The following is a 24,897-nucleotide window of genomic DNA, read 5'->3' as shown; positions in this document are numbered from 1 at the left end:
GGCGCGGCACCAGGCGGGTGCGTGGCGCGGCCACCGGCCACGCGCCCCGGTCCCCGACCGCGGGCCAGGACCGCCACTGCCGGCCGCCGCTCACCGCCCCGGCGGCGGCCCGTGGTCGAAGCGGTGCCGCTCCGGCGGTGCGTCAACTCCGCGTGCTCATCCTCCGACCGGCCTCGGCGACCGGCTCCCCGGCCGCGACCGCTCAGCCCGCCGACTTCTCGTCACGCGTGGTTCGCGGGTCGGGAACAAAGCACTGAACAGCCCGGTTGGCCTGCACAACGACGCAATGGGAGGTTGTCGATGAAGGCGATCGGATTCACCGAGAACGGCGCACCCCAGGTGCTGCGCCCCGTCGAGCTGCCGGTGCCGGAGCCCGGGCCCGGCCAGGTGCTGATCAAGGTCGCGTATGCGGGCGTCAACTACGGCGAGGTCCAGCACCGCCTCGGTGACTTCGGCCCGCCGGACGGTGTGGACGTCACCGGGCTTGAGGCCTCCGGGCGCATCGCCGCCCTCGGCCCCGGGGTTGCGCCCGGCGAGGGGTTGGCGGTCGGCGACCCGGTCGCCGCCTACCTGCCCACGGGCGGCGGGTACGCCGAATTCGCCATCGCACCCGCCGAGTTGGTCTTCCCGCTGCACACCGCCGCAGGCGAGATCGACCTGCGCACGGCGGGTGGCGCCGGCCTGGTGCTGCCCACGGCCTACGGTCTGCTCGCCGAGGCCGCGCGGCTCCGGCCCGGTGACACCGTGCTGATCCACGCCGCAGCCGGCGGAATCGGCTCGGCTGCCGCGCAGTTGGCCCGCGCCCTCGGCGCCAAGGCCGTGTACGGCACCGTGGGCAGCGCCGCCAAGGCCGAGTACGCCGCCCGCTTCGGCTATGACGACCTCTTCGGTAGGGAGGGATTCACCGAGGCCGTGCTGCAGGCCACCGGAGGCCGTGGGGTGGATGTGGTGCTCGATCCGGTCGGCGGTCCGACCCGCCTGGCCAGTCTGGAGGCCTTGGCTCCGTTCGGCCGGGTGACGATCTTCGGTGAGGCCGCTCGCCACCCCGACCTTGCGCTGCCCCTGCTGCCGCTCTGGAAGAACAACCGCACACTGGCCGGCTACAACATAGCCGACCTGTCCCGTCGTGATCCGCAGCTGGCGCGCAGCCACGGCCTGGCTGCCTTCGATCTGCTGGCGACGGGACAGGTAGCCATCGACATCACCGGTGTGCTGCCGCTCAGCGCTGCCGTCGAGGCGCACGAGCGGATGCAGGCGGGTGCCGTGCGAGGGAAGCTACTGCTGCAGGTGGCCGAGCAGGCGTAAGCAGCGGTGGGCGGGCCTCGCGTCGAGCGGTCAGCCGTCGCACGAACGATCAGCGATCGAGCAGCCGGCCACCAGGCTGCCGGCCACCGCTTGCCACGAGCGACGCCCAGGGCCGGTACCTCGTGCCCTCTGCCGGCAACTCCCGAACCCAGGCGGCATGCTGGGATGGCACAACCGACGAGTCCGCTGGAGCCGGTGACGAGGACGCGCATGGTGCACTGCTTCGGTACGTCCAGTACTGCCTCCGGCTCCTGTCCCTCGGTATCGCCATAGCTCATGAGGTGGCCGAGAAGCCCACATCAGTTGCGAATATGATGTTCCGTCACATGAAGCGATGCCCATCCCCACGGCCGGCCGGATGGCGTCGCGGTGGGGTTTCGGGATCGGAATGACCAGATGAGGGGAGCGGAGATGATCCGCTGGGTGTACGCCTTCATGGACCGGCCGCAGGAGCACTTCACGGCAGCGGCCGAGTTCTGGACTGCGGTCACAGGCACCACGCTCTCCGAACGGCACGGTGCGCAACGGGAATTCGCAACGCTGCTGCCGAGCAGGACGAAGGACGAGCTTGAAGCGCGGAGCGCCGATGGGACTCCCCGTCCGGATGCCTGCCTGAAGCTGCAAGGGGTCGCGAGCGGCTCGGGTGGGGCGCACCTCGATCTTGCCGTGCGGGACGTCCCGGCACTGGTCGCGCGGGCGGTATCGCTGGGCGCGACCGTGGTGATGGAGCAGGGCTTCGTCGTACTGGCCTCCCCCGCAGGGCAGTTGTTCTGCGGGGTCGCCTGGCACGGCGAGTCGCGGCGCCCGGGCGTCATCGAAGGCGCCCGGCTCGACCAGGTCGCGATCGACATCCCGCCGGAGCTGTACGAGGAGGAGACGACGTTCTGGGGAGAGCTGACCGGGTGGCCGGTGCTGACCGGCTCACGACCGGAGTTCCGAGCGGTGAAACCACCGGCGGGGTTGCCGGTTCGGATCCTGCTCCACCGGTTGGGCACCGGGGAGACCCGGAACACCTCGGGCGGTGCGCACGCCGAGCGTCGCGCCCAGGCGGCCCCGCACAGCGCCGCCGGGCTCGTGGCGGCAGGCGCCCACCTGGACTTCGCCTGCACGGACCGGGCCGCGACCCGGGCGGCGCACGAGAAGCTGGGCGCGCGTTTCGTCGCCGAGTACCCTTACTGGACGGTGATGAGTGATCCGACGGGCGCCCGCTACTGCCTCACCGCCCGGGACCCGGACACCGGCCTGCTCGGTACTCCCCACGATTGACGCAACGGCCCGTCAGCCCGACCCACTTCCCGCACCGAGCCCCGCACCGAGACCCGATCCATCGACCAACGCGTCACCCACCTCCGTGCGCCAGTAGAGCACCAGGCGTCCGGAGCGTCGGCGGCGAAGCAGGCCCGCGTCGTGCAGCACCTTGAGGTGACGCCCGATCGAGCCCAGCGGCTGACCGGTCAGGGCCACCAGGTGGGTGGTGCTCAGCGGCGTCTCCAGCAGGACCAGCACCCGGGCGCGGGCCGGGCCGAGCAGCCGGGCGAGCGCCCCGGGCGGGCCGGCGCCCCCGGCATGGGCGAGTGCGCCGGTACAGGGGTAGACCACGGCATGTCGGTGCTGATCCCAGGCGAGCCAGCCCTGGCTGGGCGTGACGGGCACCAACAGCAACCGGGTGCCGGCGAGCTCGCGCGGTGGCTGATCGCGCAATGTGATCCGCAGGCGGCTGGCACCGAGCCAACGCATGCCGGGGCGCAGCTCGTCGAGTGCGGATTCCCAACCACCGTGCGCCAGCCGGGCAGTGCGCGCCAGGATGTCGCCCTCCAGGATCCGGTGCCGGCGCGGCCAGTCGGGCAGGACGGTCTGCCTCCAGACTCGGTCCAGCAACTCGGCCGCGCGCCGGGGCAGGTCGGCCCGGTCGAGTTCGGCGGGGAGCGGGCCGTCGAGGGCCTCGACCAGATCGGCGCGGGCGGCGTCGGGGGCGGTGCGTGCAATGCGGTCCAGTTCGCGGCCGAAGTCGGTTTCGGTCGCATCGGGAGTCGGGGTGAGGAAGGTCGCGTTCCACGGACCGCCGAGGCCCACGCGGACCAGGCGTGCGGTGACCAGGTCGGCGGCCAGCCAGGCGCGGTAGGCGGGCAGATGGGCGGCCAACCAGTTCCGCTCACCGGGATCGGCTGCGCTCGCCCGGTCCAGGAGCTTCAGTGCCGCCGTGGTCTCCGCCAGGGGCGAGATCACGAACCGGCTCGCCGCGAGGGTGTCCGCGGTGATCTCCCACCAGCTCAAGCCTGCAGCCCTTCCACGTCGTCGCACCGCAGTACCGCGCAGTGCGCCCCCGACCCCGGCCGGCCCACCCTCTTCGGTGCCCCCGGACCCGCACCTTTCGCACTGCCGCGAAACAGTACCCGCACCCGTGCGACATCCGGCAGGCTCCCCGCATGCCCAGCTACCGCGACCTGTTCCGCACCCCGGAGTTCACCCCGCTCTTCCTCCTCACCAGCTCGCAAGTCGCCGCCCAGACCGTCGGTTCGCTGGCGCTGGGAACGCTCGTCTTCACCTCGACCAGGTCGCCGCTGCTGGCCGCGCTGGCGATGTTCGGCCCGGCGCTGGCCCAGGTGTTGGGCGCCGCCACGCTGCTGCGCGCCGCCGACCGGCTGCCACCACGAGCCGCGCTGACGGCCCTCGCCCTGCTGTTCGCGGCCGGCACGGCGCTGCAGGCGGTGCGGGGTCTACCGGAGTGGGCGTTGTTCGGCCTGCTGCTGGTGCTGGGCATGGCGGGCGCCCTCGGTGGCGGGGTGCGGTACGGGCTGCTGTCCGAACTGCTCCCGGGTGACAAGTACCCACTCGGCCGGGCCGCCCTCAACGTCGCCAACGGCGTGCTGCAGGTCTGCGGTTTCGCGGTCGGCGGCGTGCTCATGGCCGTCCTGACGCCACGTCAGGCGCTGCTGCTCGGCGCCGCGCTGCACCTGACCGGGGCGATAGCGGCCCTGCTGGGGTTGCGTCCCCGGGCACCGCGCGCCGCACCAGGCCACGGGAGCGTGCCCACCGCCCAGCTGCTCGGCGACCGGGCGCGCCGGACAGTGTACTTGGCGCTCTGGGTACCCAATGGCCTGATCGTGGGATGCGAGTCGCTCTTCCTCCCCTACGCCCCCCGGCAGGCGGGGCTGCTGCTGTCCGCGGCCGCCGCCGGAATGCTGCTCGGGGACGCGGTGGTCGGCCGGTTCCTGACGCCACGGCTGCGAGCCCGGCTCGGCGTACCGCTGAACCTCCTCCTTGCCGCGCCCTACCTGCTCTTCGTCCTCCATCCGCCCGTGGCCCTCGCACTGCCGGCCGCTGCCGTGGCCTCGGTCGGCTATGCGGCCGCACTCCCCCTGCAGGAGCAGCTGCTCGCCCGCACTCCTGCCACCGGCCACGGCCAGGCGCTCGGCCTGCACTCGGCGGGCATGGGCACCGCCCAGGGTCTCAGCGCGGCCCTGGCCGGCGCGGTGGCCGAACGGGTCGGCCCGGGGCTCACCATCGCGCTGCTGGCCGCGGGTTCACTGGCGGTCACCGCGGTACTGGCACCCGGGCTGGCCGACCGCCTGCACCGGCCACCACCCACCCCGACCGGCCAACCACACGCCGACCAACCACCCACACCCCGGTCCACCGCACCGACCGGCCACCCTGACCAACCGGCCAACCGCCCTGTCAGCGGCCCACGGTAGCCTGAAGCAGCCATCAACGATCGCGCAACCGAAGGCAACCGACCGGTAAGGGGCACCGTGCGCGCCGAACTCAACGGCGCGTTCCCGGCGCTGCTCACCGCCCTGGGCTTCCAGGTCGAGCTGCTCAGTGCCCGGGTGTTCGCCGGGGGCACGCCGGGCATTCCCATGGACCACCTGGCGCTGCGGGTCCAGCTAGAGCGGGCCCGGCTGGTGGACGTGGGCTTCGGCCGCTTCAACTTCCGCCGCTCTGCCTGGACGAGTGCGGCGAACAGGTGCACCGGGCCGGCACCTTCCGGGTCGTCGAGCGGCACAGCGGGTCCGGGCCGCCGGACCCGGACGGGCTCACCGACGGCCAACCGCAGTACCGGATCGACCAACGCCCTTACCAGCTCGCGGACTTCGCACCGACCTGCTGGTTCCGGGCAACCTCCCCGGCCGCCACGTTCACTCAGCGCACCCTGTGCTCGCTGCCCACCGGGACCGGCCGGGTCTCACTGGCCGGAACCGGCTGATCCGCACCGGCGACGACGGGGAGCGGACCGAGCAGGACTTGGTCACCGACCGGCAGCGGTCGGACGCCTACCACGAACACTTCGGCATCGCTCTCACCCCGGGCCAGCTGCGGCGCCTGGGCTGAGCCCGCACCGAACGAGCGGTCACTCCATCACGTTCGCCAGCGGCTCCCCTGCCGCCAACCGGGTCAGCTGCGCGCCGATCAGCCGTCGGGCACGCGGCAGGAAGGCCGAAGAACTGCCCCCGACGTGCGGTGAGATCAGCACGCCGGGCGCGTGCCAGAGCGGGTGACCGGCGGGCAGCGGCTCCGGGTCGGTGACGTCCAGCGCGGCACGCAGGCGCCCGGCGGTAAGCTCCGCGAGCAGGTCGTCGGTGCGCACCACGGCACCCCGGGCCACGTTGACCAGCAGTGCGCCGTCCCGCATGGCGGCCAGGAACCGGGCGTCCACCAGGTGCCGGGTCTGGTCGGTGAGCGGCACGGCGAGGATCACCACGTCGGCCTGCGGCAGCAGCTCCGGCAGCTCGGCGAGCGAGTGCACCGGGCCCTGCGGCGCGGTCCGGGCGGTCCGGGCCACCCGCGCCACCTCGACCTCGAACGGGAGCAGCCGGGCCTCGATCGCCGCGCCCACCGAGCCGTAGCCGACGATCAGCACCCGCTTGTCCGCCAGCGCGGGGTAGAAGCCGGCGCGCCACTGCTCGGCGTCCTGGCCGCGCACGAAGCCGGGCAGGTCGCGCAGCGAGGCCAGGGTGAGCGCCACGGCGAGCTCGGCCGTACTGGCGTCGTGCACGCCGCGCGCGTTGCAGAGGGTCACCCCCGCGGGCAGGTGCGGGGCGATGTCGTCGACCCCGGCGGTCTGCGTCTGCACCACTCGCAGGCGCGGCATCGAGCCGAGGAAGGGCAGCACGGTGCCGGTCCGCAGATAGGGGGTGACCAGCACCTCGACGCGGGCCAGCAGCTCGGCCGGCGGCGGCCCGGGGCGGCCGTCGCAGGCGTAGCCGTCGAAGGTGTGCAGCTCAAGGCCGTCGGGCAGGTCTGGGATCTGCTCGCCGGGGTACGGCAGCAGTACGACCGGGGCAGGCACGGGGGCGGACTCGGATGCGGACGCAGGGATCATGTCGGGCAATCTACCCACCGAGCCGCACCCGCCCCCTCCCCCGTCCGCCCACCGAGCCGCACCCACCCGCTCCCCGGCCACCGGGCGTCGTTTGGCCGCTCGTCCGGCACTCCGTACGATTCATCGAGTAAAGGGCGGGTACCAGGACGAGCAGGGAAGCAGCACGGGATGACGAGGGCAGTGGAGCAGCAGGTCGCGGGCGAGATCGAGTACGGTCCCGGCATCGACCCCGAGCGGCTGCAGCACTGCCTGGACGTGCTGGCGGAGCTGGACGAGCTGGACGTCGACCACCCGGACGCGATCACCGTCCGCAAGGCGGTCGCGCACATCTTCCGCACCGTGAAGCAGCGCCGCCGCCAGGAGTCGCGGGCGGCGAAGACCGCCAACGACCGGGCGGTGACCTCCCGGACCGCGACCGGCGCACCGGGGCGGATCGACGACGAGACCGCCGGTGTGTTCGGTCTCACCTCGCCGACGCCGAGCCATGAGATCGCCGGCATCCTGCAGCGCCCGCGCTCCTGCTACGTCTGCAAGGACCGCTACGTCGAGGTGGACGCGTTCTACCACCAGCTCTGCCCGAAGTGCGCGATAACCAACCGGACCAAGCGCGACCAGCAGGCCGACCTGACGGGACGCCGTGCGCTGCTCACCGGCGGTCGAGCCAAGATCGGGATGTACATCGCGCTGAAGCTCCTGCGGGACGGCGCGCACACCACGATCACCACCCGGTTCCCCAAGGACGCGATCCGCCGCTTCAAGGCGATGCCGGACAGCGCCGAGTGGCTCCACCGTTTGAAGATCGTCGGCATCGATCTGCGGGACCCGGCCCAGGTGGTCGCGCTGGCCGACTCGGTGGCCGCGGACGGCCCGCTGGACATCCTGATCAACAACGCCGCGCAGACCGTGCGCCGTTCCCCGGCCGCCTACGCGGAACTGGTGGCCGCCGAGTCGGCGCCGCTGCCGGCCGGTGAGCTGCCGGTCAGCGAGGTGATCGGCGCCTTCGGCAGCGGCGCGGTGGAGCGTCCGGCGCTGCCGGGCCGCTCGGGCGGCGACGCGCTGTCGGCACAGCAGGTCACCGAGCTGGCGCTGGTCACCGGTTCGGCCTCGCCGGCCCGGATCGAGGCCGGCACGGCGATCGACGCCGGCGGCCTGGTGCCCGACCTGGTGGACACCAACAGCTGGGTGCAGACGGTGAGCGAGGTCGACCCGATCGAGCTGCTGGAGGTCCAGCTGTGCAACTCCACGGCGCCGTTCATCCTGGTCAGCCGGCTGCGCCCGGCGCTGGCCGCGTCGCCGGCCCGCCGCAAGTACGTGGTGAACGTCTCCGCGATGGAGGGCCAGTTCTCCCGTGGTTACAAGGGTGCCGGCCACCCGCACACCAACATGGCGAAGGCCGCGCTGAACATGCTCACCCGGACCAGTGCCCGGGAGATGCTGGAGACCGACGGCATCCTGATGACCGCCGTGGACACCGGCTGGATCACCGACGAGCGGCCGCACCCGGACAAGATGCGGCTGGCGGACGAGGGCTTCCACGCCCCGCTCGACCTGGTGGACGGCGCGGCCCGGGTGTACGACCCGATCGTGCGCGGTGAGCGCGGCGAGGATCTGTTCGGTTGCTTCCTGAAGGACTTCGAGCCCACGAACTGGTGATCAGATGACCGCGACCCCGGCCATGCGCCCCGTGCTGGAGAACCCGCCGATCAAGTCACCGCTGATCGGCGCAGGGGTGATCGTCCCGACCCTGGACGGCCGGGGCGTGCTGATCGGCCGCCGCACCACGGCCGGGGAGCCGCCCAGCTGGAGCCTGCCCGGCGGCAAGGCGGACCAGCCCGGTGAGTCCTTCGAGCAGACCGCCGCGCGCGAACTGGCCGAGGAGACCGGCATCGTGCTGCCTGCCGGGCGGATGCGGGTGCTGGGCGTGGTGCTGGACCATCTGGCGGGGTGGCCGCGGCTGACGGCGGCGGTGCTGGCGCCGCCGTCCGACGATCCGGCGCAGGTCACCGAACCGCACGCCTGCGCGGGTTGGGAGCGGCGCGGGCTGGACGAGTTGCCGGAGCCGATGTTCGGGCCGTCCGCCTGGGTGCTGGCACAGTGGCGGCCCGACCTCGCCGAGCTGCCGCAGGGCGTGCACGCCTACCGCCTCTGACGTTGCTGCCGCCGGAAGCCCGCCCGCCGGCCGCCCGGCAGCGCGGCCGACCGCACCCGTTCGGTCGCTCCACCGGAACCGGACCCAACCGCGGCAGGGAGCCCCCGCGAGCGGGGGCTCCGGTGCGTCGACGCCGTCAGAACGGTTCCGAGCCCATGCCCACGATCTCGACCCGAGTGGATCCCGGCTCGTGCGACGAGCTCGGATCCACCGTGAAGTCGCCTTCCTGCCCCGTGGGGAACAGCAGCATCCCGGTGCGGCGGTTGAGGAGCTCGGTGAGGTCCTTGGGATCCGCGACCGTGAGTGCGCCGCGCCACTCGGACGGTGCGTCGCCGGCGTTCTCCGCCCGGAGTTCGGCGTCGGCGGGGAACTCCACGTCGCCGGAGACGACCGTGACGCGGCTCTGGTAAGTCCTCATGGTGGCAAACCTATGGCGGGGCTGGTGATGTGGCGCGGCGGGTGGGCCGTCCGGGTCAGCGGGGTTCGAAAGCCGGTGCGGTGCGGCGGTCGCGCCCTGCCGGCCGCGAGCCCCTTCGGGACCGCCGGCCCGGCAAGGTGCCCGAGCCGGCCGAACGGACGGTCAGCTCCCGTCCAGCACCTCGCCGAGCCACCGGTCGAGGGCGGGTGTGCACTGTTCGCCGCCCGGGGGCACACGCGCGTAGCTGCGCTCCAGGAAGTCGCGCAGGCCCCGCTCGTCCGCCCGCAGCACCGCCGCCGCACCGTTGGCGCCGCGCAGCAGCATCCGCACGTGGTCGAGGTCGGCCTCGGGCTGCAGCACCACGTCCCCGTCACCGGCCGGGGCGTTCAGGCCCTCTGCGAGCAGTTCCCGGGCGAAGGTCCAGCGCTCGGGGCTGCCGAGCGGCATCAGGAAGTCGACCCGGACCGCCAGCGGATCGTAGCTGTCGTAGGCCCAGGTGGATCGCAGGGGGATCCGCTCCGGCCGGCCCGGGACCAGTAGTTCGACCTCGACCTCGGCGGTCACCGTCAAGTCGTTCAAGTTCATCTCGTACGCCTCCGATCCGGTCGGGGTGCGCTCCCCGGGCGCCGTTGTGCGACCGCTCCTGCCCCGATCCCTGCCGCCCAAACCGGTGGCTCGTGGTGGATCGATGCGCACCCGCCCGTGCGCAGCGGGACCGTGCGGCTCGCCGATGCCGGACCAGCCGGCTCGCAGTTCGCCGCGGCCATCGGTTGGCGGGCCCGTCGCTGCTCGGCGCCGCGGCTGCCGAGCGACCGGCCGGCCGGCCGGCCGAGGCCAACGCGGCACTGGGCGTGGGCGGTTGTGCTTAGACTCCGCCGGGTCGCAGGACATGGCCGAGAACCGCGCCGCTGTGGACGCTGGGACATCGAAGCTGGATCGTGGGCCATTTTCCGTCTCACCCGTGCCGCCTACCGTTGATCACGTCAACGAGAGCCCGGCGGAACTGCCGGGCCGTCAGGGAGGGAAAACCCCGATGCGTGCGGTTGTTCAGAAGTCCTTCGGCGGTCCCGAGGTGCTGGAGGTCGTGGAGACCGAGCGCCCCAAGCCGCGCTCCGGTGAGGTGCTGATCCGGGTGCACGCCAGCGCCATCAACCCGGTGGACGCGGCCGTCCGCTCCGGTGCCTTCCCGCTGCTGGGCGAGCCGGCGTTCGGCCTCGGCTGGGACGTCTCCGGCGTGGTCGAGGAGGCCGGCCCGGGCGCCCGGTACGAGGTGGGCGAGGAGGTCTACGGGATGCCCTTCTTCCCCCGTGAGGCCGGCGGCTACGCGGAGTACCTGGCCACCCCGTCGCGGCAGGTGGCCCGCAAGCCCGCCACCGTCGACCATGTGCACGCCGCCGCGCTGCCGCTCGCCGCGCTGACCGCCTGGCAGGGCCTGGTGGACCGGGCGCAGATCGGCCCGGGCGACCGGGTCGTGGTCCACCGGGCGGCCGGTGGCGTCGGCCACCTGGCCGTGCAGATCGCCAAGGTCCGTGGCGCACACGTGATCGCGCTGGCGGGCGCGGCCCGCCACGACTTCGTGCGCGGTCTGGGTGCGGACGAAGTGGTCGACTCCCGGGCGGTGGACTTCTCCGAGGTGCTGAGCGACGTCGACGTGGTCTTCGATTCCAACGCCGAGGGCGAGAAGTCGCTGAAGGTGCTGCGTCCGGGCGGCATCCTGGTCACCGTACTGGAGCACGGCAACCCGGAGTTGGCCGAGAAGGTCACGGCGGCCGGTCGGCGGTTCATCGGCGTCTCGGTGGAGCCGGACTACGCGGCGCTGGAGGCGATCGCCGCACTGGTGGACGAGGGCAGGATCCGTCCGCACGTCTCCGCGGTGCTGCCGCTGGAGGAGGCCGGCAAGGCCCACGCGCTGATCGAGAGCGGCCACACCCAGGGCAAGATCGTCCTGACCGTCTGACAGTCTGGCTGCCCGGCGGTCCGACCGTCGGGCGGCCCGGGTCCGAGGACCCGGCAGCGGTCCCGGCAGCACCACAGGAGGGGAGCAGGATGGACGTCCTGACGGAGGCACTGAGTTCGATGCGCACCGGCCAGCCGGCTTCGGTGCGCACGGAGGGTCGCGCGCCCTGGGGCATCCGACTGGCGCCGGTGTCCGGCGCGAGCTTCCACGTGGTGCTGCAGGGCACCTGCTGGCTGCTGCCGGGGGACGGCGCGGCGGGCCTGACCGAGTCGATCCCGCTCGGCCCGGGTGACGTGGTCTTCCTGCGCGACGGGCGCGGTCACGTCCTGGCCGACCGTCCCGACTCCCCCGTGGCCGAGTCCGGGACCACCACCTGCCGTCCGGACGCCCCGCTCGGCACCCTGTCGCTCGGCGGGGACGGCGCCCGCACCAGCCTGCTCTGCGGCGCTTACCACCTGGACCAGGGCCGGCCGCACCCCCTGCTCGGCCAACTGCCCGCACTGGTCCACCTGCCGGCCCGACCGGGCGCCTACCCCGAGCTGACCGCCGCGGTGCAGCTGCTCGGCCGCGAACTGGAGAACCCCCGGATCGGCTCGCACGGCATCGTGCCGCTGCTGATCGACTCGCTGCTGCTCTACATCCTGCGCGCCTGGCTGGACGAGCAGCCCGCCGACACGGCGCGCGGCTGGGCGGCGGCGCTGCGCGACCGGGCCGTCGCGTCCGCGCTGTCCGCGATCCATGACGACCCGTCGGCGCCGTGGACCGTGGCGTCGCTGGCCGACCGGGCCGGCCTCTCCCGGGCCGGCTTCGCCCGTCGGTTCGCCGAGCAGGTGGGCGAGCCGCCGCTGGCCTACCTCACCCGCTGGCGGATGACCACGGCCGCCAAGCTGCTCCGGGAGAGCGACACCCCGCTGAGCGTCGTCGCCGACCGGACCGGCTACGGCTCCGAGTACGCACTCGGCAAGGCCTTCAAGCGCGAGTACGGCCAGGCGCCCGGCAGTTACCGCCGCCAGAACCGGGCCGCCGCCTGACGGCCAGGGCACCGCCCGTGTCGCGGACGCCGGCCCGACGCCCCGGCAACTAGGGTCGACCCTGTCCACCGGCCGACCAACCGTGGAGTCCCATGGCGTCCGCGATCACCCCGCGCCCCGGCCCTCGGCAGGCCCAGGCCGGTCCGCTGCTGCGTCGCTGGAAGCTGTGGCTGGTGCCGACCGTGCTGAGCAGCCTGGTCGCCTTCGGACTCTCGCTGCTCTACATGGGCGGCATCGTCGATCCCAGCCGCAGTCTGCACCATCTGCCGATCGCCCTGGTGAACGGCGACACCGGGGCGCCGCCACCGGGGCAGCAGCAGAACATCGGCACCCGGGTCGCCGCCGCGGTCACGGCCGGCACTCCGCCCGGCCAGGTCTCCTGGCACCAGGAGAGCCTGAGCCGGGCGCAGGACGAGCTGGCGTCGGGCAAGGTGTACGGGGCGCTGGTGATCCCCGCCGACTTCACGGCCTCGGTCGAGGCGCTGACCACCCCCGACGCCACCGGTCAACCCACCTTGACGGTGCTGACCAACCCGGGCGCCGGCAGCCTGGCCTCCTCGCTGGCCGGCCAGATCAACCAGGGCGCGGCGCAGCAGGCGTCGGCGGCGATCGGCAGGCAGCTGACGGCCAACGCCGCCGCTGCCGGGGCCGATGCCACCACCCGGGTGCTGCTGGTCGATCCGGTCGCCGTCACCACCAGGCCGGGCCACCCCATCGGCAGCCACAGCGGCCTGGGACTGACCGCCTTCTACTACACCCTGCTGCTGGTGCTGGCCGGGTTCGTCGGCGGCAACATCGTCCACAACGGCGTCGACACGGGCCTCGGCTACGCCGACACGGAGATCGGCCCGCTGCACACCCGCCGTCCCACCGTGCCCATCAGCCGCACCCAGACGCTGCTGCTGAAGATGGGCATGACGGCCGGCATCTCCCTGGTGACCTGCTCGCTGGTGATGGTGGCCACCGTGTCGATCCTGGGCATGGACGCCCCGCACGCCGGGCTGCTCTGGGTGTTCTCCTACTGCGCCGCGCTGGCGGTGGGGCTGGGCGTGCAGGCCATCAACGCCGCGTTCGGCGGGATCGGGCAGCTGGTGTCGATGTTCGTCTTCATCGCGCTCGCGCTGCCCTCCTCCGGAGCGACCGTCCCGTTGGAGGCCTCGCCCGGGTTCTACCGCTTCCTGGGCAACTTCGAGCCGATGCGCCAACTGGTCGGCGGGGTAAGGGCGATCATCTACTTCGACGCCCGCGCCGACGCCGGGCTCACCAGGGCCTGGGTGATGATCGCGATCGGCGTCGCCGCGGCGCTGCTCTTCGGATTCCTGATGACCCGCTACTACGACCACAAGGGCCTGCACCGGCTGACCCCGCAGCCGGCCGAGGACGACGTCTGACGGGAAATCACGATCCGCGGTGCTCGAAGGGCCGCCATCCGCCCCTGCACGCCTTTCGCACACGCCGGGCACGGCTGCGGCGGCCGAAAACCCCGGTCGCCGCACTCGCCGGTTCGCTACCTTCGGCCGCATGGCTGACGAAATCTTCACCGACCCACGCCTCGCCGCCCTCTACGACCCGCTGGAGGCGGACCGCCCGGACCTCGACGCCTACCTCCGCATCGCCGAGCAGCTCGACGCCCGTACGGTGCTGGACATTGGCTGCGGGACGGGCGTGTTCGCGCTACTGCTGGCCGACCGTGGGTTGGCGGTCACCGGCCTGGATCCGGCCGCGGCCTCCCTCGCCGTGGCCCGCGCCAAACCGGGCGCGGAGCAGGTCCGTTGGTTGCACGGTGACGCGAACACACTGCCACCGCTGCAGGTCGACCTGGCGACCATGACCGCCAACGTCGCCCAGGCGATCGTCGACCCCGCCCTCTGGCACACCACACTCACCCGTGCGAGAGCCGCGCTGCGACCGGGCGGCCACCTGGTGTTCGAGACGCGGAACCCGGCCAGGCGCGACTGGGAGTCCTGGACCCGGGCGAACTCCCATGCGGTGACGGATGTTTCGGGCATCGGCGAGGTGGAGTCCTGGGTGGAGCTGATCGACGTCGACGGCCGGCTGGTGACCTTCCGCCGGCACTACGTCTTCACCTCCAGCGGCGAGGCACTGACCTCCGACTCCACCCTGCGCTTCCGCGAACGCGAGGAGGTCGAGGCGGACTTGCTGACCGCGGGCTACCGGCTCCGCGAGGTCCGCGACGCCCCGGACCGCCCGGGCAAGGAGTTCGTCTTCCTCGCCCAGCGGGCAGACCACTGACCCGCGGGCACTGCCGCAGGCGCGTCCCGCCCGGTCGATCAGGCGATCGGCCGACCCCGCTCCCAGAGCTCTTCGGCGTGCTCGGCGAAACGATCGAACATGCCGCCGGGGTCGCGCCGACGCAGGTGCATCATCGGAGAGTCATGGCCGACCAGTCGCGCCAGGTGAGGCGTCACGAGAGCATCACCGTCGAACCGGAAGACGGAAAGGCCCACATGGTTGGTGGCGTCTTCCGCAGCACTGAACCGCGCTTCGATTCCCGGGACTTCTCGCAACTTGGCAAGGTTCTCCAGCGTGATCCGGATCCGTGTTGAGACGGTGAGCGGCGTGTCCTCGATCGCCTCCCTCGCACGGGTGGTCTCTCCGTCCGGGTCGCCGACCAGGAAACGAACCCGGCACCCGGATTCCGCTTTGGCTCGGAGCGTCGCAACGAAGTTGGGCTGCTCCAGCCAGAGGAAGTAGTTCGTGAACCCGGCCAACAAGAGGTCGGCTTTCGCGTCGGCCACCAACTGGGCCCAGGTGGAGGTCGGACACGCTGATCGGTAGGGGTAGACCGCAACGATCTCGCGATCCGGACCAACCTTGACTGCTGATCGGACGATACTCGGCCACAGCATCGCTTCACTCACCCCTAGCGCTTGGCTTGCGTCTGTGCGGTTCCTCGGGTGCGGCAGAAGTGCCTCATCTGCTACCCAGCGTTCCACGGTCTTCAGCGTGACCCCCACGCGGGTCGCCAGCTGGCGGGGGCTCATACGCGCGTCGTCCATAGCGCGTCGTAGGGCTGTATTCAAGGGGTCTCCCGCAGACATTTGAGCCTTCTTGGACAGTATGGCCCTGATGGCCCGGCTGTCCTTCGCATGTCCGCTGATTCGTCCCGACAGGTCGTCAATCATGTCAGGGGAGATAGACGTCCCCGTCCTCACCCGGCAGGAGACGGGCCCGGCGGCCGCTGGAACGGCCCAGCGGCGTGGCCACCCTGGAGAAAGCAGGTCGACATGCAAGACCTCACCCACCTTCCGTTCGATGAAGGCACCGAATTGCGGACGTGGTTTGATCAGCCGCTGCCCATCATGACGAGTGATCGGCACTCGTTGCCGCGTCATCAGAAGTCCTCCGGGGTGGCACGCGCGATGCTGCGCGACTTTCTTCGTTGCGTGAACGGCGGCGAACTCTTCGCTACTGCCGGCGAGTTGGTACTGAGCGAGTTGGTCGCCAATGCCGTGCTCCACGGGCGTCCAGCAGGTGGTCAGTTCGGTGAGTTGATCTTCGTACGCTTCGAGCAGTACCAGGGGCTGCTGTACGTCGAGGTGCACGACGGCAGCGAAGAGCAGCCGACCGTTTCCCCGGCACGCGAGGATGACGAGAGCGGCCGGGGGCTGTGGCTGGTGGAACAGCTCTCGCTGGACTGGGGCTACGGCCCTCGTGATGGCATCGGCAAGCGGGTCTGGGCGGTGATCGGCCCGGCGGAGCCGAAGCCGAGTGAACACCCGGGGGCCGCCGGTGCTGAGGTTCCGACGCAGACCGTCGCGCGTCCGCAGGGCGTTGTTTCCGTGGTGAGTGACACCAGGTGAACGACGCGCGGGCGGTGCCGGGTTCCCGTTTCAGGTGTGACATTTCCCGATCACGCGAGCTCTTCTCGCCATGGTGGTCGGGGCTCCATGATGCGTTCCGCCTCGGAATGAACGGGCAATCGGAATGAACGGGCAAGGAGAACGCGGACAGTGACCAGTACGAAGGCGATCGTCGACGCATCCGCTGCCGGTAGTTGGCGGCTCGGTGATCTGAGTGTCAACCGGCTCGGGTTCGGGGCGATGCGGGTGACGGGGAGTGCGGCGTTCGATCTCGGGGCGCCGAGCGAGCGGGAGACGGCGATCGGGGTGTTGCGACGGGCGGTGGAGCTGGGGGTCAACCACATCGACACCGCTGCGATCTACTTCTCCCGGCTGCGGTCGGCGAACGAGCTGATCAACACGGCGCTGGCGCCCTACTCCGACGAGCTGGTGATCGCGACCAAGGTGGGGCCGGGCCGGGATGCGTCCGGGGAGTGGTACTCCGCGAGTCCCGAGCAGTTGCGCGGGCAGGTGGAGGAGAACCTGCGGCAGCTCGGGCGGGATCACCTGGACGTGGTGAACCTGCGTCGGATGCCCGCGGTGTCGTCGATCTCCGAACACTTCGGGGTGCTGGCCGAGTTGCGCGAGGAGGGGCTGATCCGCCATCTCGGGGTGTCCAACGTGACGGTGGAGCACCTCGCCGAGGCACAGGCGATCGCACCGGTGGTGTGCGTGCAGAACCGGTTCGGCCTCGGACTCCAGGAGCACGACGAGGTGCTGGCGCGGTGCGGGGAACAGGGCATCGCCTTCGTGCCGTTCTTCGCGATCGCCGGGGAGACCCGTGAGCGGGGTGCCGCGGCCCGGGCGGGCGAGGACGAACGGGTGGCCGAGGTCGCGCAGGCGCACGGCGCTTCACCGGCCCAGGTGCGGCTGGCGTGGACGCTGCACCAGGGGCCGCACGTGCTGGCGATCCCGGGAACGGGCAACCGGGAGCACCTGGAGGAGAACGTCGCGGCCGGTGCGCTCCGGTTGACGACGGAGGAACTCGCGAAGCTGGGCCCGCTCGGCTGACCGGTGGGCCCTATGCCCGCACGCGCAGCCAGGGCAGCGCGCAGGCAGCGGCGTTGAGGATGGACAGGTGGCCGTCCGCCGGGTGGCGGCGCAACTCGGCGCCGGGGATGGCGCGGGCGAGCCACTCGCCGTGGCCGGCGGGGACGACGCGGTCGGCCCCGCCGTGCAGGATCAGCACCGGCACGGTGATCCGCCCGGGGTCGAACCCCCAGGGGGCGACGTAGGCGAGGTCGTCGTCCAGCATGCCGTCCAGGCCGGATGCGGTGCCGAGTCGGGCCGTGTCCGCCAGCCAGGACCACTCGCCCTGGAGTGCGGCGTGGTCCCGCTCGGTGAACATCTCCGGGTCGAACTCTGACGAGGCGAGCTCGGCGGCGAGTTGCGCCCGTTCGGCGACGGCCGCGCGGAGCTCGGCCTTGCCGCCGGGGTACATGCCCGCGAACCAGTCCAACCCGGGAGCACCGTAGGGGGCCAGGCCCGCCACGCTGACCACGCCGACGACCCGCTCGGGCAGCAGTGCGGCGCAGGCCAGCGCGTGGCTGGCGCCGCCGGAGACGCCGAGTGCTCCGAACCGCGGGAGCCCCAGCGCGTCCGCCACCGCGGCGGTGTCGGCGGCGGCCGCGGCCAGGTCGCGCCCGGCTGCGGGTGTCGAACCGCCGTATCCGGGACGGTCGTAGGAGATCCAGCGGATCGCCTGCCGTCGTGCGGCCGCGAACAGCGGCTGCGGCGGCAGGCCGAGGCCGGGAGTGCCGTGGTGCCACAGCACGGGCAGCGGCTCGACACCGCGCCCGGTGGCTCCCTCCGGCGACCAGTCGTAGACATGCAGGGTGCGGCCGTCGGTCAGCCGGATGTCGAGCTCGGTCGTCATGTGCCGGACCATACCCAGTTCTGGACACTGACCGGCCGTCAGGCCCGGACGATGCTGGGCGTAACCGGACGACGACTTGGCGCGACGGATCGGTGCGACGGCTCATCGCGACGACTCGGCGCGACGGTTCCGCGAGGCGCGCTCGGCGCTGCCGGCGGTACGCCCCGGTGGCCGGGCCCGTACTCAGCCCTCGGCCGGGCCGCCCAGCGGATCCGGCGCCTGGTGGGCGCCTGGCACGGGCTCCAGCAGCCTGAGCACTTCCGCCGCGTGGTCGCAGAGCGCGGCCCGGTGCGGCCGGCCGGTCTTGGCGAGCAGGCTGGCCACGTGTTTCTCGACCGTGCGGGGCGAGATGAACAGCCGCTGCGCGATCTCCTGGTTGCCCAGCCGGTGGAGCAGCAGCAGGAACACCTCGTACTCGCGCACCGTCAGGCCCTGGCGCCGCAGCTCGGCCGGCACCGTCGCGGTTCCGCTGCGGCGCTGCGGAACGGCCGCGCCCGCCCGCCGCAGCAGCTCGCGGCAGGCTCCCGCGACCGATGGGACGGCGGCGGTGTGGAAGTACTCCTCGGCGCCGCGCAGCCACTCCACCGGATCGCCCCAGCCGTCCGCCACGGCCGCCTCAGCCACCAGCCGCAAGCCGAGCCGGCGGGCCATCAGGAACGGCGCGCCGACCCGGCCCGCCTCGGCAACGGCCGCCGCCGCTACGGCGGTTCGCCCGGCCCGCCCCTCGTGCACCGCGTGCGCCAGCCGCTCGAACTGGCGGTTCCACGGCAGCGCGGCGGCCGGGTGGGCGGCCACGGCCGCGTGCTCCGCTGGGTCCGCCTGACCGGACAGGGCCCGCAGTAGCGGCCGCAGGCCGTAGCGGCCGCTGAGGTAGAAGACGGAGGGGTTCTGCTCCTCCCAGGCCAGCGCACGGTCCAGTTCGCCCAGTGCCTCCCGGCGGTTCTCCTCCAGCAGCGCACAGATCGCCTTGCTGCCGAAGACGAGCGGCAGTTGCAGCGACCGCTCGCCGTCCCAGCGGCGGAACTCGGCGAGTTCCTGCTCCATCTCGCGCCGCCGTCCCCGGTGGGCGGCCAGTGCCGCCCGGGTGAGCAGGACGAGTTGGTGGTTGTCGGCGTTGCGCAGCCGGGCGGTGGCCTCGACGCAGCGGTCCGTGAGTGCGCGGGCGGTGGCGTACTCGCCGCGCAGCACCGCCTGGATGGCCAGGGTGGCCTCGGCGCTGTGCATCAGCACCAGGGCGCCGTGGCCCAGGGCCGCGCGGTGGGCCCGTTCCAACCGGGCGGAGGAGCCGCTGCGCAGGAACTCGTTGGCCCCCAGCCGCAGCAGGAGGGTCACCTGCCAGCCGGCCAGCCCGTGCTCGGTGGCCAGCGCGAGGCCCCGCTCCAGGCAGGCGTCGGCCCGGTCGAAGCCGTGCCGGCGCTCTAGCAGGGCCAGCAGGTCCCAGGCCTGGCAGGCGACTTCGGCGAGCCCGGCGTGCTCGGCGCCGGCCGCGGCGCGGCGCGCCAGCCGTTCGGACTCGGCCGCCCGGTCGGTGTCGGCCCCTTCCACTCCGGCGAACACCAGGTACGCCTCGACCACGTCCACCGCCGGGGTGTGGGCGGCGCTGTCGAAGCCGCCGAGCAGGCCGCGCACGTGCTGCACCCGGGCGGCGGCCTCCTCGTAGCGCGAGGCGGTGACGGCGGCCCAGGCGAGCCGGGTGTGCAGGGCCGCGGTGCGGGCGGCGTCGAGCGCCCCCGGTCCGGCGTCCGGCAGCGCCTCGGCCAGGGCGAGCGCCCGGTCCAGTCGGCCGGTCTCGATCAGTGTGTAGACGAGCTGTTCGGCCACCGGTGTCCGGTCGGCCGGTTCGGTGAGCAGCCCGTGGGCCTGCTCCAGGAGCGAGACGGCGGAGTTGACGGCGCCGCCGGCCAGCGCCGCCCGCCCGGCCTCGGCGTAGTGCAGCGCGGCCGCCCTGGTGTCCCCGGCGGTCAGCCGCAGGGCCGCGACCTGCGCGCACCACTCGCCGGGCAGGCCCGGGTGGGCGCGTTCGACGGCGTCGGCGGCCTGCGAGGCGATGGCCGCACGTTCGGAGGGGAGCAACTGGGCGAGCAGCGCCTCGGCGGTCAGCGCGTGCCGGAACTCGTACCAGTCGCCGACCGGGCCACTGGGCGAGATCAGTTGGGCGTCGATTCCGGCCCGCAGGTGGACCAGCAGGTCGCGGTCGACCAGGCCGGTGACCAGCTTGAGGACCGGTAACGAGAACCGGCGGCCGAGCACGGCCGCGCTGTCCAGCATGGCCCGCCCGGCGGCACTGAGCCTGGCTGCTCGCTGGGCCACGCTGTGCACCACGGTGGTCGGCACGTCGATGCCCAGGTCGCCGCAGACGTGCCAGCCGCCGGCCGGCTCGCGGCGCAGCACGCCCGCGCTGACCATGCCGCCGAGCAGTTCCTCCACGACGAAGGGATTGCCCTCGGCGTCCCGGACCAGCCGGTCGGCCACCTGCGCGGGCAGCCGTCCGTCGCCGATCGCCAGCGCGGAGCCGGCCATCGTGCGGACCTCGTCGGCGGTCAGCGGCCGCAGCTCGGTCAGGAGCGCGGACCGGCGCAGGGCCGCCGTCCGGGCCAGCTGGCCGGCCTGGTCGGCGTCGGGGCGCAGGGTTGCCAGCAGGCAGACCGGCAGGCTGCGGAGGTTGTCGCAGAGGTACTCCAGGACGGCCAGGGTCTCGGCTTCGGCGTCGTGGAGGTCTTCGATGACCAACAGGCAGCCGGGCTCCCGATGTTGGCCCAGGTCACGCCCGATGGCGAGCAGCAGGCGCAGGACCGCCTCGGCGGTCTCGAACAGCGAGGCGGGTTCGCCGACCGGTTCGGCGGTGCGCCACTCGGGCAGCAGGTTGCCCAACGCGGAGCGGTACGGCACCAGTTCGGGGTTCTGCGGCGGCCCGCCGAGCCGGAAGTAGGAGAGCAGTGCCTCGGCGATCGGCCGGAACGGCATGGTCGCCCCGGAGGTCGCGGCCCTGCCGCGCAGCACGGCCAGACCGCTCGAGAACGCGCGGTAGGCGCACTCGGCGGCCAGCCGTGACTTGCCGATCCCGGCCTCGCCGAGCAGGAACACCGCCCGGCCCTCCCCCTGTCGTGCGGTGGCGAGGCATGAGTCCAGCAGCGCGAGCTCATCGTCCCGGCCCACCATCACCGGTGATGAGATCAGCATGGCCAGAGGCTATCGCCGGATCGGAAGATCCGCCAGAAGCCGGATCGAACGGCCCGCCGGCGGTTGGATTCCGACGGCCCGCCAGGGGTTGGAGCCCGACGGCCCGCCGCGGGCCGGAACGAACGGCCCGTCAGGATCCGGAAGTACTACCCGGACCGGTACGGGCCGTCAGGGGGTCGGGCCGAACGGCCTCGTCAGGAGGGCGGGCCGCAGGGGCGGCACGACGGGAGTAGGGCCGGACGCTGACGAGGAGCCGGCCGCCGGGCCCCGGGGTCCGCCGGAGGGCCGCGGTAACCGGCCGCGCCGTGCGGGATCACTGCGGGCCGGTGACGCTCGACGTGGGGAACGGGGAGGTGATCGTGTACGTCGACGCGTCGTTGGCGGTGGTGGCCAGGGCGGCCAGCAGCCGGGCCCGCCGGCCGATAGACGAGCCCGTGACGAGCCGGATCTCGCCGGCCGGGTGGCTCGGCCCGGTCCAGGCCCCGGTACCCGGGCTTTGCCAGCCGGTGGCCGGTGTGTCGTTGCTCATCGCACAGCTCCTTCATGGGCGGTGGGTGGGTCGGTGGGTGATGGGTCGTCAGTTGTGCCGGTTCGCGGGCTGCAGCAGGAGGACCGACGGGACGCGGGTGCCGAAGCCCAGCCTGAGCAGCCCGTACCCGATGCCCGACAGTCCGGCCAGCAGGCCGGGGCTGCTCACCGCGTCGGGCGTTCCGCAGCGCGGGCCGAACCGGTCGAGTCCCGCGAGCAGGGTGCCGGCCCGGGACACCGCTGCCCCTGGATCGGCCAGGCCCGCCGCAGCGGCGGTGAGCAGCAGTTCGGTGGCGCCGGTCTCGCCGTGGCAGAGGCTGTGGTCGCCGGCCGGGCGCGAGGCGGCGGCGGTCACGGCGCGGTCCAGCAGCGCGGCCGGGCCCGGATCGACGGTCGCGGCGCCGCTGTCGGCCAGGGCCAGTGCGGTGCCTGCCGGCCCGTCGCACCAGCCGGCGCCGAGCGGGCCCGTGGCCTCCCGGTCGACTGCCGTGTGCAGTGCGGCCCGGCCCGCCGCGGCGTGCCGGGGGGTGCCGCCCGCCGCGGCGTACCGCAGCAGGGCCCAGCCGATGCCGGCCGCGCCGCTGCGGAAGCCGCCGGACGGCAGGTGCTCGGGTGCCTGGGCGGCGAGCCGGTCGGCGCAGGCGAGCGCGGCCCGGGCGGCCCGCTCGGAGCCGGTGCTCCGCTGGACGGCGAGCATGGCGGCCAGGCAGCCGGCGTCGCCCTCCAGCAGCCCGGCCTCCTCGGCCGAGCCGGTCGTCAGCTCGACCGCCATCGCCGTCAGGTCGACGGCGGTGTCGGTCCAGGCGGCGAGGTCGCCGTCGTCCAGCAGGGCGGCGAGCCGGCTGAGCGCGTAGGCGATCCCGCCGAGGCCGGCGAAGCCGACGCCGATGGCCGACAGGTCGATCGGCCGGTCGGCCAGCGCGGTGAGCAGGCTGGGGACGGAGGTCAGGGTGCGCCTGGCCGCCGAGACGTACCGCTCGGTGCCGGTGAGCGCGGCGAGTTGGGCCAGGAAGAGCGCGGTGCCGCAGTATCCGTGGGGAAGGCCGGCGCCCTGCGGCAGGATCGTCCAGAGTCGGTCGTCCAGCGGTTCCAGGCCGAGCCAGTTCACCCGGTGGCCGTCGTCGTGCGCGTCGGCCAGGATCCGGTCGGCGATCCCGCAGGCGGCTGCCAGCAGCCGTTCCGGGTCGGGGACCGTCGCGGCCAGTGGGCTGTGCGGCGGCGCTGCGGTGGCGTGGTGGCCGCTGCGCCGGGTGGCGAGCGCGGCGTGGATCACCCACTCCTGGTCGGAGCGGTCGGTCCGGTTCATCGCGGCGATCCGGCTCTCGGCGCCGGCCAGTCCGGATTCGGTGACCAGTCCGGTGGCCGTGACGGCACCCACCGTCAGCTCGGTGCTGCCGGGCCGGCAGGTGGCCAGCGGGACGTCGCCGGCCCAGAGCGCGGCCGACTCGGCGCCGACCAGCGCGCGCAGCGTCGGCTCCGCGGACGGGTCCCGCCAGAGCGCGTCGAGCAGCCGGTCGCGCTCCAGGGCGTCGCGCAGCACGTCCGGGTGGGTGGACTCGTCCAGCAGGGTGGTGTACCAGTGGGTGGGGCGCAGCACGACCCGGGTCTCGTCCGCCGCGAAGCGGGCCAACAGACCGTCGGGGCCAATCAGTTCGTCGCGGTGGGCGACGATGGCGTCGTAGCCGTCGCGGAAGCCGTCGAGCAGTGCCTCGGTGTGCCCGGCCGGGTCGGCGTCGCTGCCCGCCAGGCTCGGCCGGTTGGCCGCGCCGTGGAAGGTGCCCGTGGTGCGGACCAGGCGCATCTCGTCGGTGGCGGGCGCGTCCCAGCCGGTGACGTCGTTCGGCAGCGGCGTGCCGCGGTCGCCGCCGAGCGCGGAGAGGTCGAGGGTGCCGTGCTCGCCGGCCACCAGGCAGGGCAGCAGGGCGGTCCGGTAGACGGAGGACTGAAAGGCCGCCAGGGCGGGGTCGTCCGAGGACGGCCGGGGCGGGGCGGGGTGGAAGAGCGTCTCCAGGTCCACCAGGACCGGCTGGTCGGCGCAGGCGATCAGGTTCTCGAAGTGGACGTCGGTGCCGCCGAGAGCGTGGACCAGGGCGAGCAGTGTGCCGAGCCGCCGGTAGAACCGGCCGACCTGGGCCTGGTCGGCGCAGGGCGCGGCGGCGGCGTGCTCCACCCAGCCGTAGCCGGGCCGTTCCAGCACCGCCAGGGTCCGCAGACCGAGGCCGGGCAGACGGGAGTTGAGCCATCGGACGGTGTCGTTGAAGTGGCAGTGCACGGCGAGGGGGCGGGGTTTGTAGACCACTCTGGCGCCGTGCTCGAAGCGCAGGACGGCGACCGTGCGGCCGCCGTGGTGCCGGTCGCCGGCCCCGGTGGTCACCTCGACCAGCTTGCCGGGGTCGGTGCCGAGGAGTTCCCCGACCAGCGCGGCCCGGTCGGTGCGGAAGCGTTCCAGCAGCTCGCACCAGGTCGCCACGGCCTGGTCGCAGCACTGCGCCAACAGCCGGGCCAGCACCGGGTATTCGGTGACCAGGGAGCGCAGCCCGCCGCGCGCCGAGGTCTGACGGACGAAGTCCGCGAACCGCAGCTCGGGTGTGCCGCCCTGCAGCCGGCCGGCCACCCGTAGCACGTTGACTTCCAACACCAGCGTGCGCCGGGCCAGTTGCACCAGTGTCGAGCTCAACTGGTCGATGAAGCAGCGGATCACGGCCGCCACATCGGCCGGCTCACCGAGGCCGGCCGGTCCGGCGGCTCGCAGCAGCCGTTCGGCCGCGGCCCCGGTGAACGGCGCGAGCACCGCCGCGAAGCCCGCCGACCAGGAGCCGTCGGCCGGCGGCAGCGCCGGGTCGAGCGGAGCGGCCGCGAGCGCCTGCTCGACCGTACCGACCCAGTCCGGCTCACCGAGCCGGGCCGCCAGCGCTGCGGGCTCCTCGGCGATCAGGGCGCGCAGCCCGTTCTCGTCGAGTCCGAGGTCGGCGAGCCGGGCCCGGAACAGCGCGGCTGACGGGTAGTCGTGGCGCCACGGTCCGGTCGGGTCGCCCGGCTCGGCGGCGGGTCGCGGGGGTGGCGGCAGCCGCTCGGCCAGCGTCACGCCGCCTGCCCACCAGGTCTGCGGATCGGTCATGCCGCAGAGCATGCCAGTGGGCGGCCGGGTGCCGTATGGGGGCCGGCCCCCATATTCCGGGGCGGACAGCGGCCCCGGCCCGCCCGGGCGGCGGAATGCGGGGGCCGGCCCCCATGGGAAGCCGGTACCGGTCGGGCCACGCTCGGTCC

At 73.3% G+C, this 24,897-nt stretch carries 22 protein-coding genes and 1 pseudogene; 14 read left to right on the top strand and 9 right to left on the bottom strand.

The genetic code is table 11. From position 1 onward, the window contains the following. The first annotated feature begins 300 nt into the window (after positions 1 to 300). Positions 301 to 1,305, top strand: a complete 1,005-nt coding sequence (locus LN042_RS01815) for a quinone oxidoreductase family protein (RefSeq protein WP_230047935.1) — start codon at positions 301 to 303, stop codon at positions 1,303 to 1,305. Between the two features lie 411 nt (positions 1,306 to 1,716). Further along, positions 1,717 to 2,571: a VOC family protein gene (locus LN042_RS01810; protein WP_230047934.1), complete on the top strand. Its 855-nt coding sequence runs from the start codon at positions 1,717 to 1,719 to the stop codon at positions 2,569 to 2,571. A gap of 12 nt (positions 2,572 to 2,583) precedes the next feature. Here LN042_RS01810 and LN042_RS01805 read toward each other — a convergent pair whose 3' ends face one another. Further along, entirely contained in the window at positions 2,584 to 3,579 is a 996-nt protein-coding gene (locus tag LN042_RS01805) for a transcriptional regulator (protein ID WP_230047933.1), read from the bottom strand. Positions 3,580 to 3,731: 152 nt separating this feature from the next. Between LN042_RS01805 and LN042_RS01800 the strand changes: the two genes are divergently transcribed. The 4 genes and pseudogenes from LN042_RS01800 to LN042_RS01795 all read left to right on the top strand — a co-directional run bounded on the left by LN042_RS01800 (position 3,732) and on the right by LN042_RS01795 (position 5,637). Beyond that, positions 3,732 to 5,000 carry an MFS transporter gene (locus LN042_RS01800; RefSeq protein WP_230047932.1) on the top strand — a complete coding sequence of 423 codons (1,269 nt, stop codon included), beginning with the start codon at positions 3,732 to 3,734 and terminating at the stop codon, positions 4,998 to 5,000. A gap of 57 nt (positions 5,001 to 5,057) precedes the next feature. Next, a pseudogene (locus LN042_RS37935) lies at positions 5,058 to 5,222 on the top strand (arylamine N-acetyltransferase); the annotation flags it as partial. Between the two features lie 50 nt (positions 5,223 to 5,272). Next, positions 5,273 to 5,512, top strand: coding sequence for an arylamine N-acetyltransferase (locus LN042_RS37930; protein ID WP_372495659.1), 240 nt, complete (start codon positions 5,273 to 5,275; stop codon positions 5,510 to 5,512). After that, positions 5,461 to 5,637, top strand: coding sequence for a hypothetical protein (locus LN042_RS01795; RefSeq protein ID WP_230047931.1), 177 nt, complete (start codon positions 5,461 to 5,463; stop codon positions 5,635 to 5,637). The genes LN042_RS37930 and LN042_RS01795 overlap by 52 nt, the downstream gene beginning before the upstream one ends. Positions 5,638 to 5,656: 19 nt before the next feature. On the opposite strand, the gene LN042_RS01790 is transcribed toward LN042_RS01795, so the two are convergent. Then, positions 5,657 to 6,628 (bottom strand): 2-hydroxyacid dehydrogenase, encoded by a 972-nt coding sequence (locus LN042_RS01790; RefSeq protein ID WP_230047930.1) that lies wholly within the window; start codon positions 6,626 to 6,628, stop codon positions 5,657 to 5,659. A 168-nt stretch (positions 6,629 to 6,796) separates the two neighbouring features. Between LN042_RS01790 and LN042_RS01785 the strand changes: the two genes are divergently transcribed. Together LN042_RS01785 and LN042_RS01780 are read left to right on the top strand one after the other, a co-directional pair. Further along, positions 6,797 to 8,281, top strand: a complete 1,485-nt coding sequence (locus LN042_RS01785; protein ID WP_230047929.1) for an SDR family oxidoreductase — start codon at positions 6,797 to 6,799, stop codon at positions 8,279 to 8,281. Between the two features lie 4 nt (positions 8,282 to 8,285). Beyond that, the gene (locus tag LN042_RS01780) at positions 8,286 to 8,777 is read left to right on the top strand and encodes a nucleotide triphosphate diphosphatase NUDT15 (protein ID WP_230047928.1); all 492 of its coding nucleotides are present in this window, start codon (positions 8,286 to 8,288) and stop codon (positions 8,775 to 8,777) included. Positions 8,778 to 8,913: 136 nt separating this feature from the next. On the opposite strand, the gene LN042_RS01775 is transcribed toward LN042_RS01780, so the two are convergent. Beyond that, positions 8,914 to 9,195, bottom strand: a complete 282-nt coding sequence (locus LN042_RS01775; protein WP_230047927.1) for a hypothetical protein — start codon at positions 9,193 to 9,195, stop codon at positions 8,914 to 8,916. A 162-nt stretch (positions 9,196 to 9,357) separates the two neighbouring features. Then, positions 9,358 to 9,780 carry an SsgA family sporulation/cell division regulator gene (locus LN042_RS01770; protein WP_230047926.1) on the bottom strand — a complete coding sequence of 141 codons (423 nt, stop codon included), beginning with the start codon at positions 9,778 to 9,780 and terminating at the stop codon, positions 9,358 to 9,360. A 448-nt stretch (positions 9,781 to 10,228) separates the two neighbouring features. Here LN042_RS01770 and LN042_RS01765 point away from each other — a divergent pair, with 448 nt between their 5' ends. From LN042_RS01765 to LN042_RS01750, 4 genes are all read left to right on the top strand, one after another. Further along, entirely contained in the window at positions 10,229 to 11,152 is a 924-nt protein-coding gene (locus LN042_RS01765) for an NADP-dependent oxidoreductase (protein ID WP_230047925.1), read from the top strand. A gap of 89 nt (positions 11,153 to 11,241) precedes the next feature. Beyond that, complete coding sequence (locus LN042_RS01760) at positions 11,242 to 12,183, top strand: AraC family transcriptional regulator (RefSeq protein ID WP_230047924.1); 942 nt, start codon at positions 11,242 to 11,244, stop codon at positions 12,181 to 12,183. 92 nt (positions 12,184 to 12,275) lie between these two features. Next, entirely contained in the window at positions 12,276 to 13,574 is a 1,299-nt protein-coding gene (locus LN042_RS01755; RefSeq protein ID WP_230047923.1) for a YhgE/Pip domain-containing protein, read from the top strand. Between the two features lie 130 nt (positions 13,575 to 13,704). Next, positions 13,705 to 14,436: a class I SAM-dependent methyltransferase gene (locus LN042_RS01750; RefSeq protein WP_230047922.1), complete on the top strand. Its 732-nt coding sequence runs from the start codon at positions 13,705 to 13,707 to the stop codon at positions 14,434 to 14,436. A 38-nt stretch (positions 14,437 to 14,474) separates the two neighbouring features. Here LN042_RS01750 and LN042_RS01745 read toward each other — a convergent pair whose 3' ends face one another. Beyond that, positions 14,475 to 15,329, bottom strand: coding sequence for an XRE family transcriptional regulator (locus LN042_RS01745; RefSeq protein ID WP_308191747.1), 855 nt, complete (start codon positions 15,327 to 15,329; stop codon positions 14,475 to 14,477). Between the two features lie 102 nt (positions 15,330 to 15,431). On the opposite strand from LN042_RS01745, the gene LN042_RS01740 reads away from it, so the two are divergent. Together LN042_RS01740 and LN042_RS01735 are read left to right on the top strand one after the other, a co-directional pair. Then, positions 15,432 to 16,007 carry an ATP-binding protein gene (locus LN042_RS01740; protein ID WP_230047921.1) on the top strand — a complete coding sequence of 192 codons (576 nt, stop codon included), beginning with the start codon at positions 15,432 to 15,434 and terminating at the stop codon, positions 16,005 to 16,007. A gap of 150 nt (positions 16,008 to 16,157) precedes the next feature. Further along, the gene (locus tag LN042_RS01735; protein ID WP_230047920.1) at positions 16,158 to 17,057 is read left to right on the top strand and encodes an oxidoreductase; all 900 of its coding nucleotides are present in this window, start codon (positions 16,158 to 16,160) and stop codon (positions 17,055 to 17,057) included. Positions 17,058 to 17,067: 10 nt separating this feature from the next. Here LN042_RS01735 and LN042_RS01730 read toward each other — a convergent pair whose 3' ends face one another. From LN042_RS01730 to LN042_RS01715, 4 genes are all read right to left on the bottom strand, one after another. Then, positions 17,068 to 17,922 carry an alpha/beta fold hydrolase gene (locus LN042_RS01730; RefSeq protein WP_230047919.1) on the bottom strand — a complete coding sequence of 285 codons (855 nt, stop codon included), beginning with the start codon at positions 17,920 to 17,922 and terminating at the stop codon, positions 17,068 to 17,070. Positions 17,923 to 18,105: 183 nt separating this feature from the next. After that, positions 18,106 to 21,102 (bottom strand): helix-turn-helix transcriptional regulator, encoded by a 2,997-nt coding sequence (locus tag LN042_RS01725; protein WP_230047918.1) that lies wholly within the window; start codon positions 21,100 to 21,102, stop codon positions 18,106 to 18,108. Between the two features lie 313 nt (positions 21,103 to 21,415). Then, positions 21,416 to 21,631: a hypothetical protein gene (locus LN042_RS01720; RefSeq protein ID WP_230047917.1), complete on the bottom strand. Its 216-nt coding sequence runs from the start codon at positions 21,629 to 21,631 to the stop codon at positions 21,416 to 21,418. A gap of 48 nt (positions 21,632 to 21,679) precedes the next feature. Continuing rightward, positions 21,680 to 24,748 carry a type 2 lanthipeptide synthetase LanM family protein gene (locus tag LN042_RS01715; RefSeq protein ID WP_230047916.1) on the bottom strand — a complete coding sequence of 1,023 codons (3,069 nt, stop codon included), beginning with the start codon at positions 24,746 to 24,748 and terminating at the stop codon, positions 21,680 to 21,682. Positions 24,749 to 24,897 lie beyond the last annotated feature (149 nt).

Origin of the sequence: Kitasatospora humi (genome assembly GCF_020907985.1) — a bacterium.
GTDB classification, from domain to species: domain Bacteria; phylum Actinomycetota; class Actinomycetes; order Streptomycetales; family Streptomycetaceae; genus Kitasatospora; species Kitasatospora humi.
Note: the sequence above shows the minus strand (reverse complement) of the source record. Positions and strands in the feature narration are given on the sequence as shown.

Coding starts and splice junctions, on each gene's coding strand:
- LN042_RS01815 (WP_230047935.1), top strand. CDS start 301: ATGAAGGCGATCGGATTCACCGAGAACGGCGCACCCCAGGTGCTGCGC.
- LN042_RS01810 (WP_230047934.1), top strand. CDS start 1,717: ATGATCCGCTGGGTGTACGCCTTCATGGACCGGCCGCAGGAGCACTTC.
- LN042_RS01800 (WP_230047932.1), top strand. CDS start 3,732: ATGCCCAGCTACCGCGACCTGTTCCGCACCCCGGAGTTCACCCCGCTC.
- LN042_RS01790 (WP_230047930.1), bottom strand. CDS start 6,628: ATGATCCCTGCGTCCGCATCCGAGTCCGCCCCCGTGCCTGCCCCGGTC.
- LN042_RS01785 (WP_230047929.1), top strand. CDS start 6,797: ATGACGAGGGCAGTGGAGCAGCAGGTCGCGGGCGAGATCGAGTACGGT.
- LN042_RS01780 (WP_230047928.1), top strand. CDS start 8,286: ATGACCGCGACCCCGGCCATGCGCCCCGTGCTGGAGAACCCGCCGATC.
- LN042_RS01775 (WP_230047927.1), bottom strand. CDS start 9,195: ATGAGGACTTACCAGAGCCGCGTCACGGTCGTCTCCGGCGACGTGGAG.
- LN042_RS01770 (WP_230047926.1), bottom strand. CDS start 9,780: ATGAACTTGAACGACTTGACGGTGACCGCCGAGGTCGAGGTCGAACTA.
- LN042_RS01765 (WP_230047925.1), top strand. CDS start 10,229: ATGCGTGCGGTTGTTCAGAAGTCCTTCGGCGGTCCCGAGGTGCTGGAG.
- LN042_RS01760 (WP_230047924.1), top strand. CDS start 11,242: ATGGACGTCCTGACGGAGGCACTGAGTTCGATGCGCACCGGCCAGCCG.
- LN042_RS01755 (WP_230047923.1), top strand. CDS start 12,276: ATGGCGTCCGCGATCACCCCGCGCCCCGGCCCTCGGCAGGCCCAGGCC.
- LN042_RS01750 (WP_230047922.1), top strand. CDS start 13,705: ATGGCTGACGAAATCTTCACCGACCCACGCCTCGCCGCCCTCTACGAC.
- LN042_RS01745 (WP_308191747.1), bottom strand. CDS start 15,329: ATGATTGACGACCTGTCGGGACGAATCAGCGGACATGCGAAGGACAGC.
- LN042_RS01740 (WP_230047921.1), top strand. CDS start 15,432: ATGCAAGACCTCACCCACCTTCCGTTCGATGAAGGCACCGAATTGCGG.
- LN042_RS01730 (WP_230047919.1), bottom strand. CDS start 17,922: ATGACGACCGAGCTCGACATCCGGCTGACCGACGGCCGCACCCTGCAT.
- LN042_RS01725 (WP_230047918.1), bottom strand. CDS start 21,102: ATGCTGATCTCATCACCGGTGATGGTGGGCCGGGACGATGAGCTCGCG.
- LN042_RS01720 (WP_230047917.1), bottom strand. CDS start 21,631: ATGAGCAACGACACACCGGCCACCGGCTGGCAAAGCCCGGGTACCGGG.
- LN042_RS01715 (WP_230047916.1), bottom strand. CDS start 24,748: ATGACCGATCCGCAGACCTGGTGGGCAGGCGGCGTGACGCTGGCCGAG.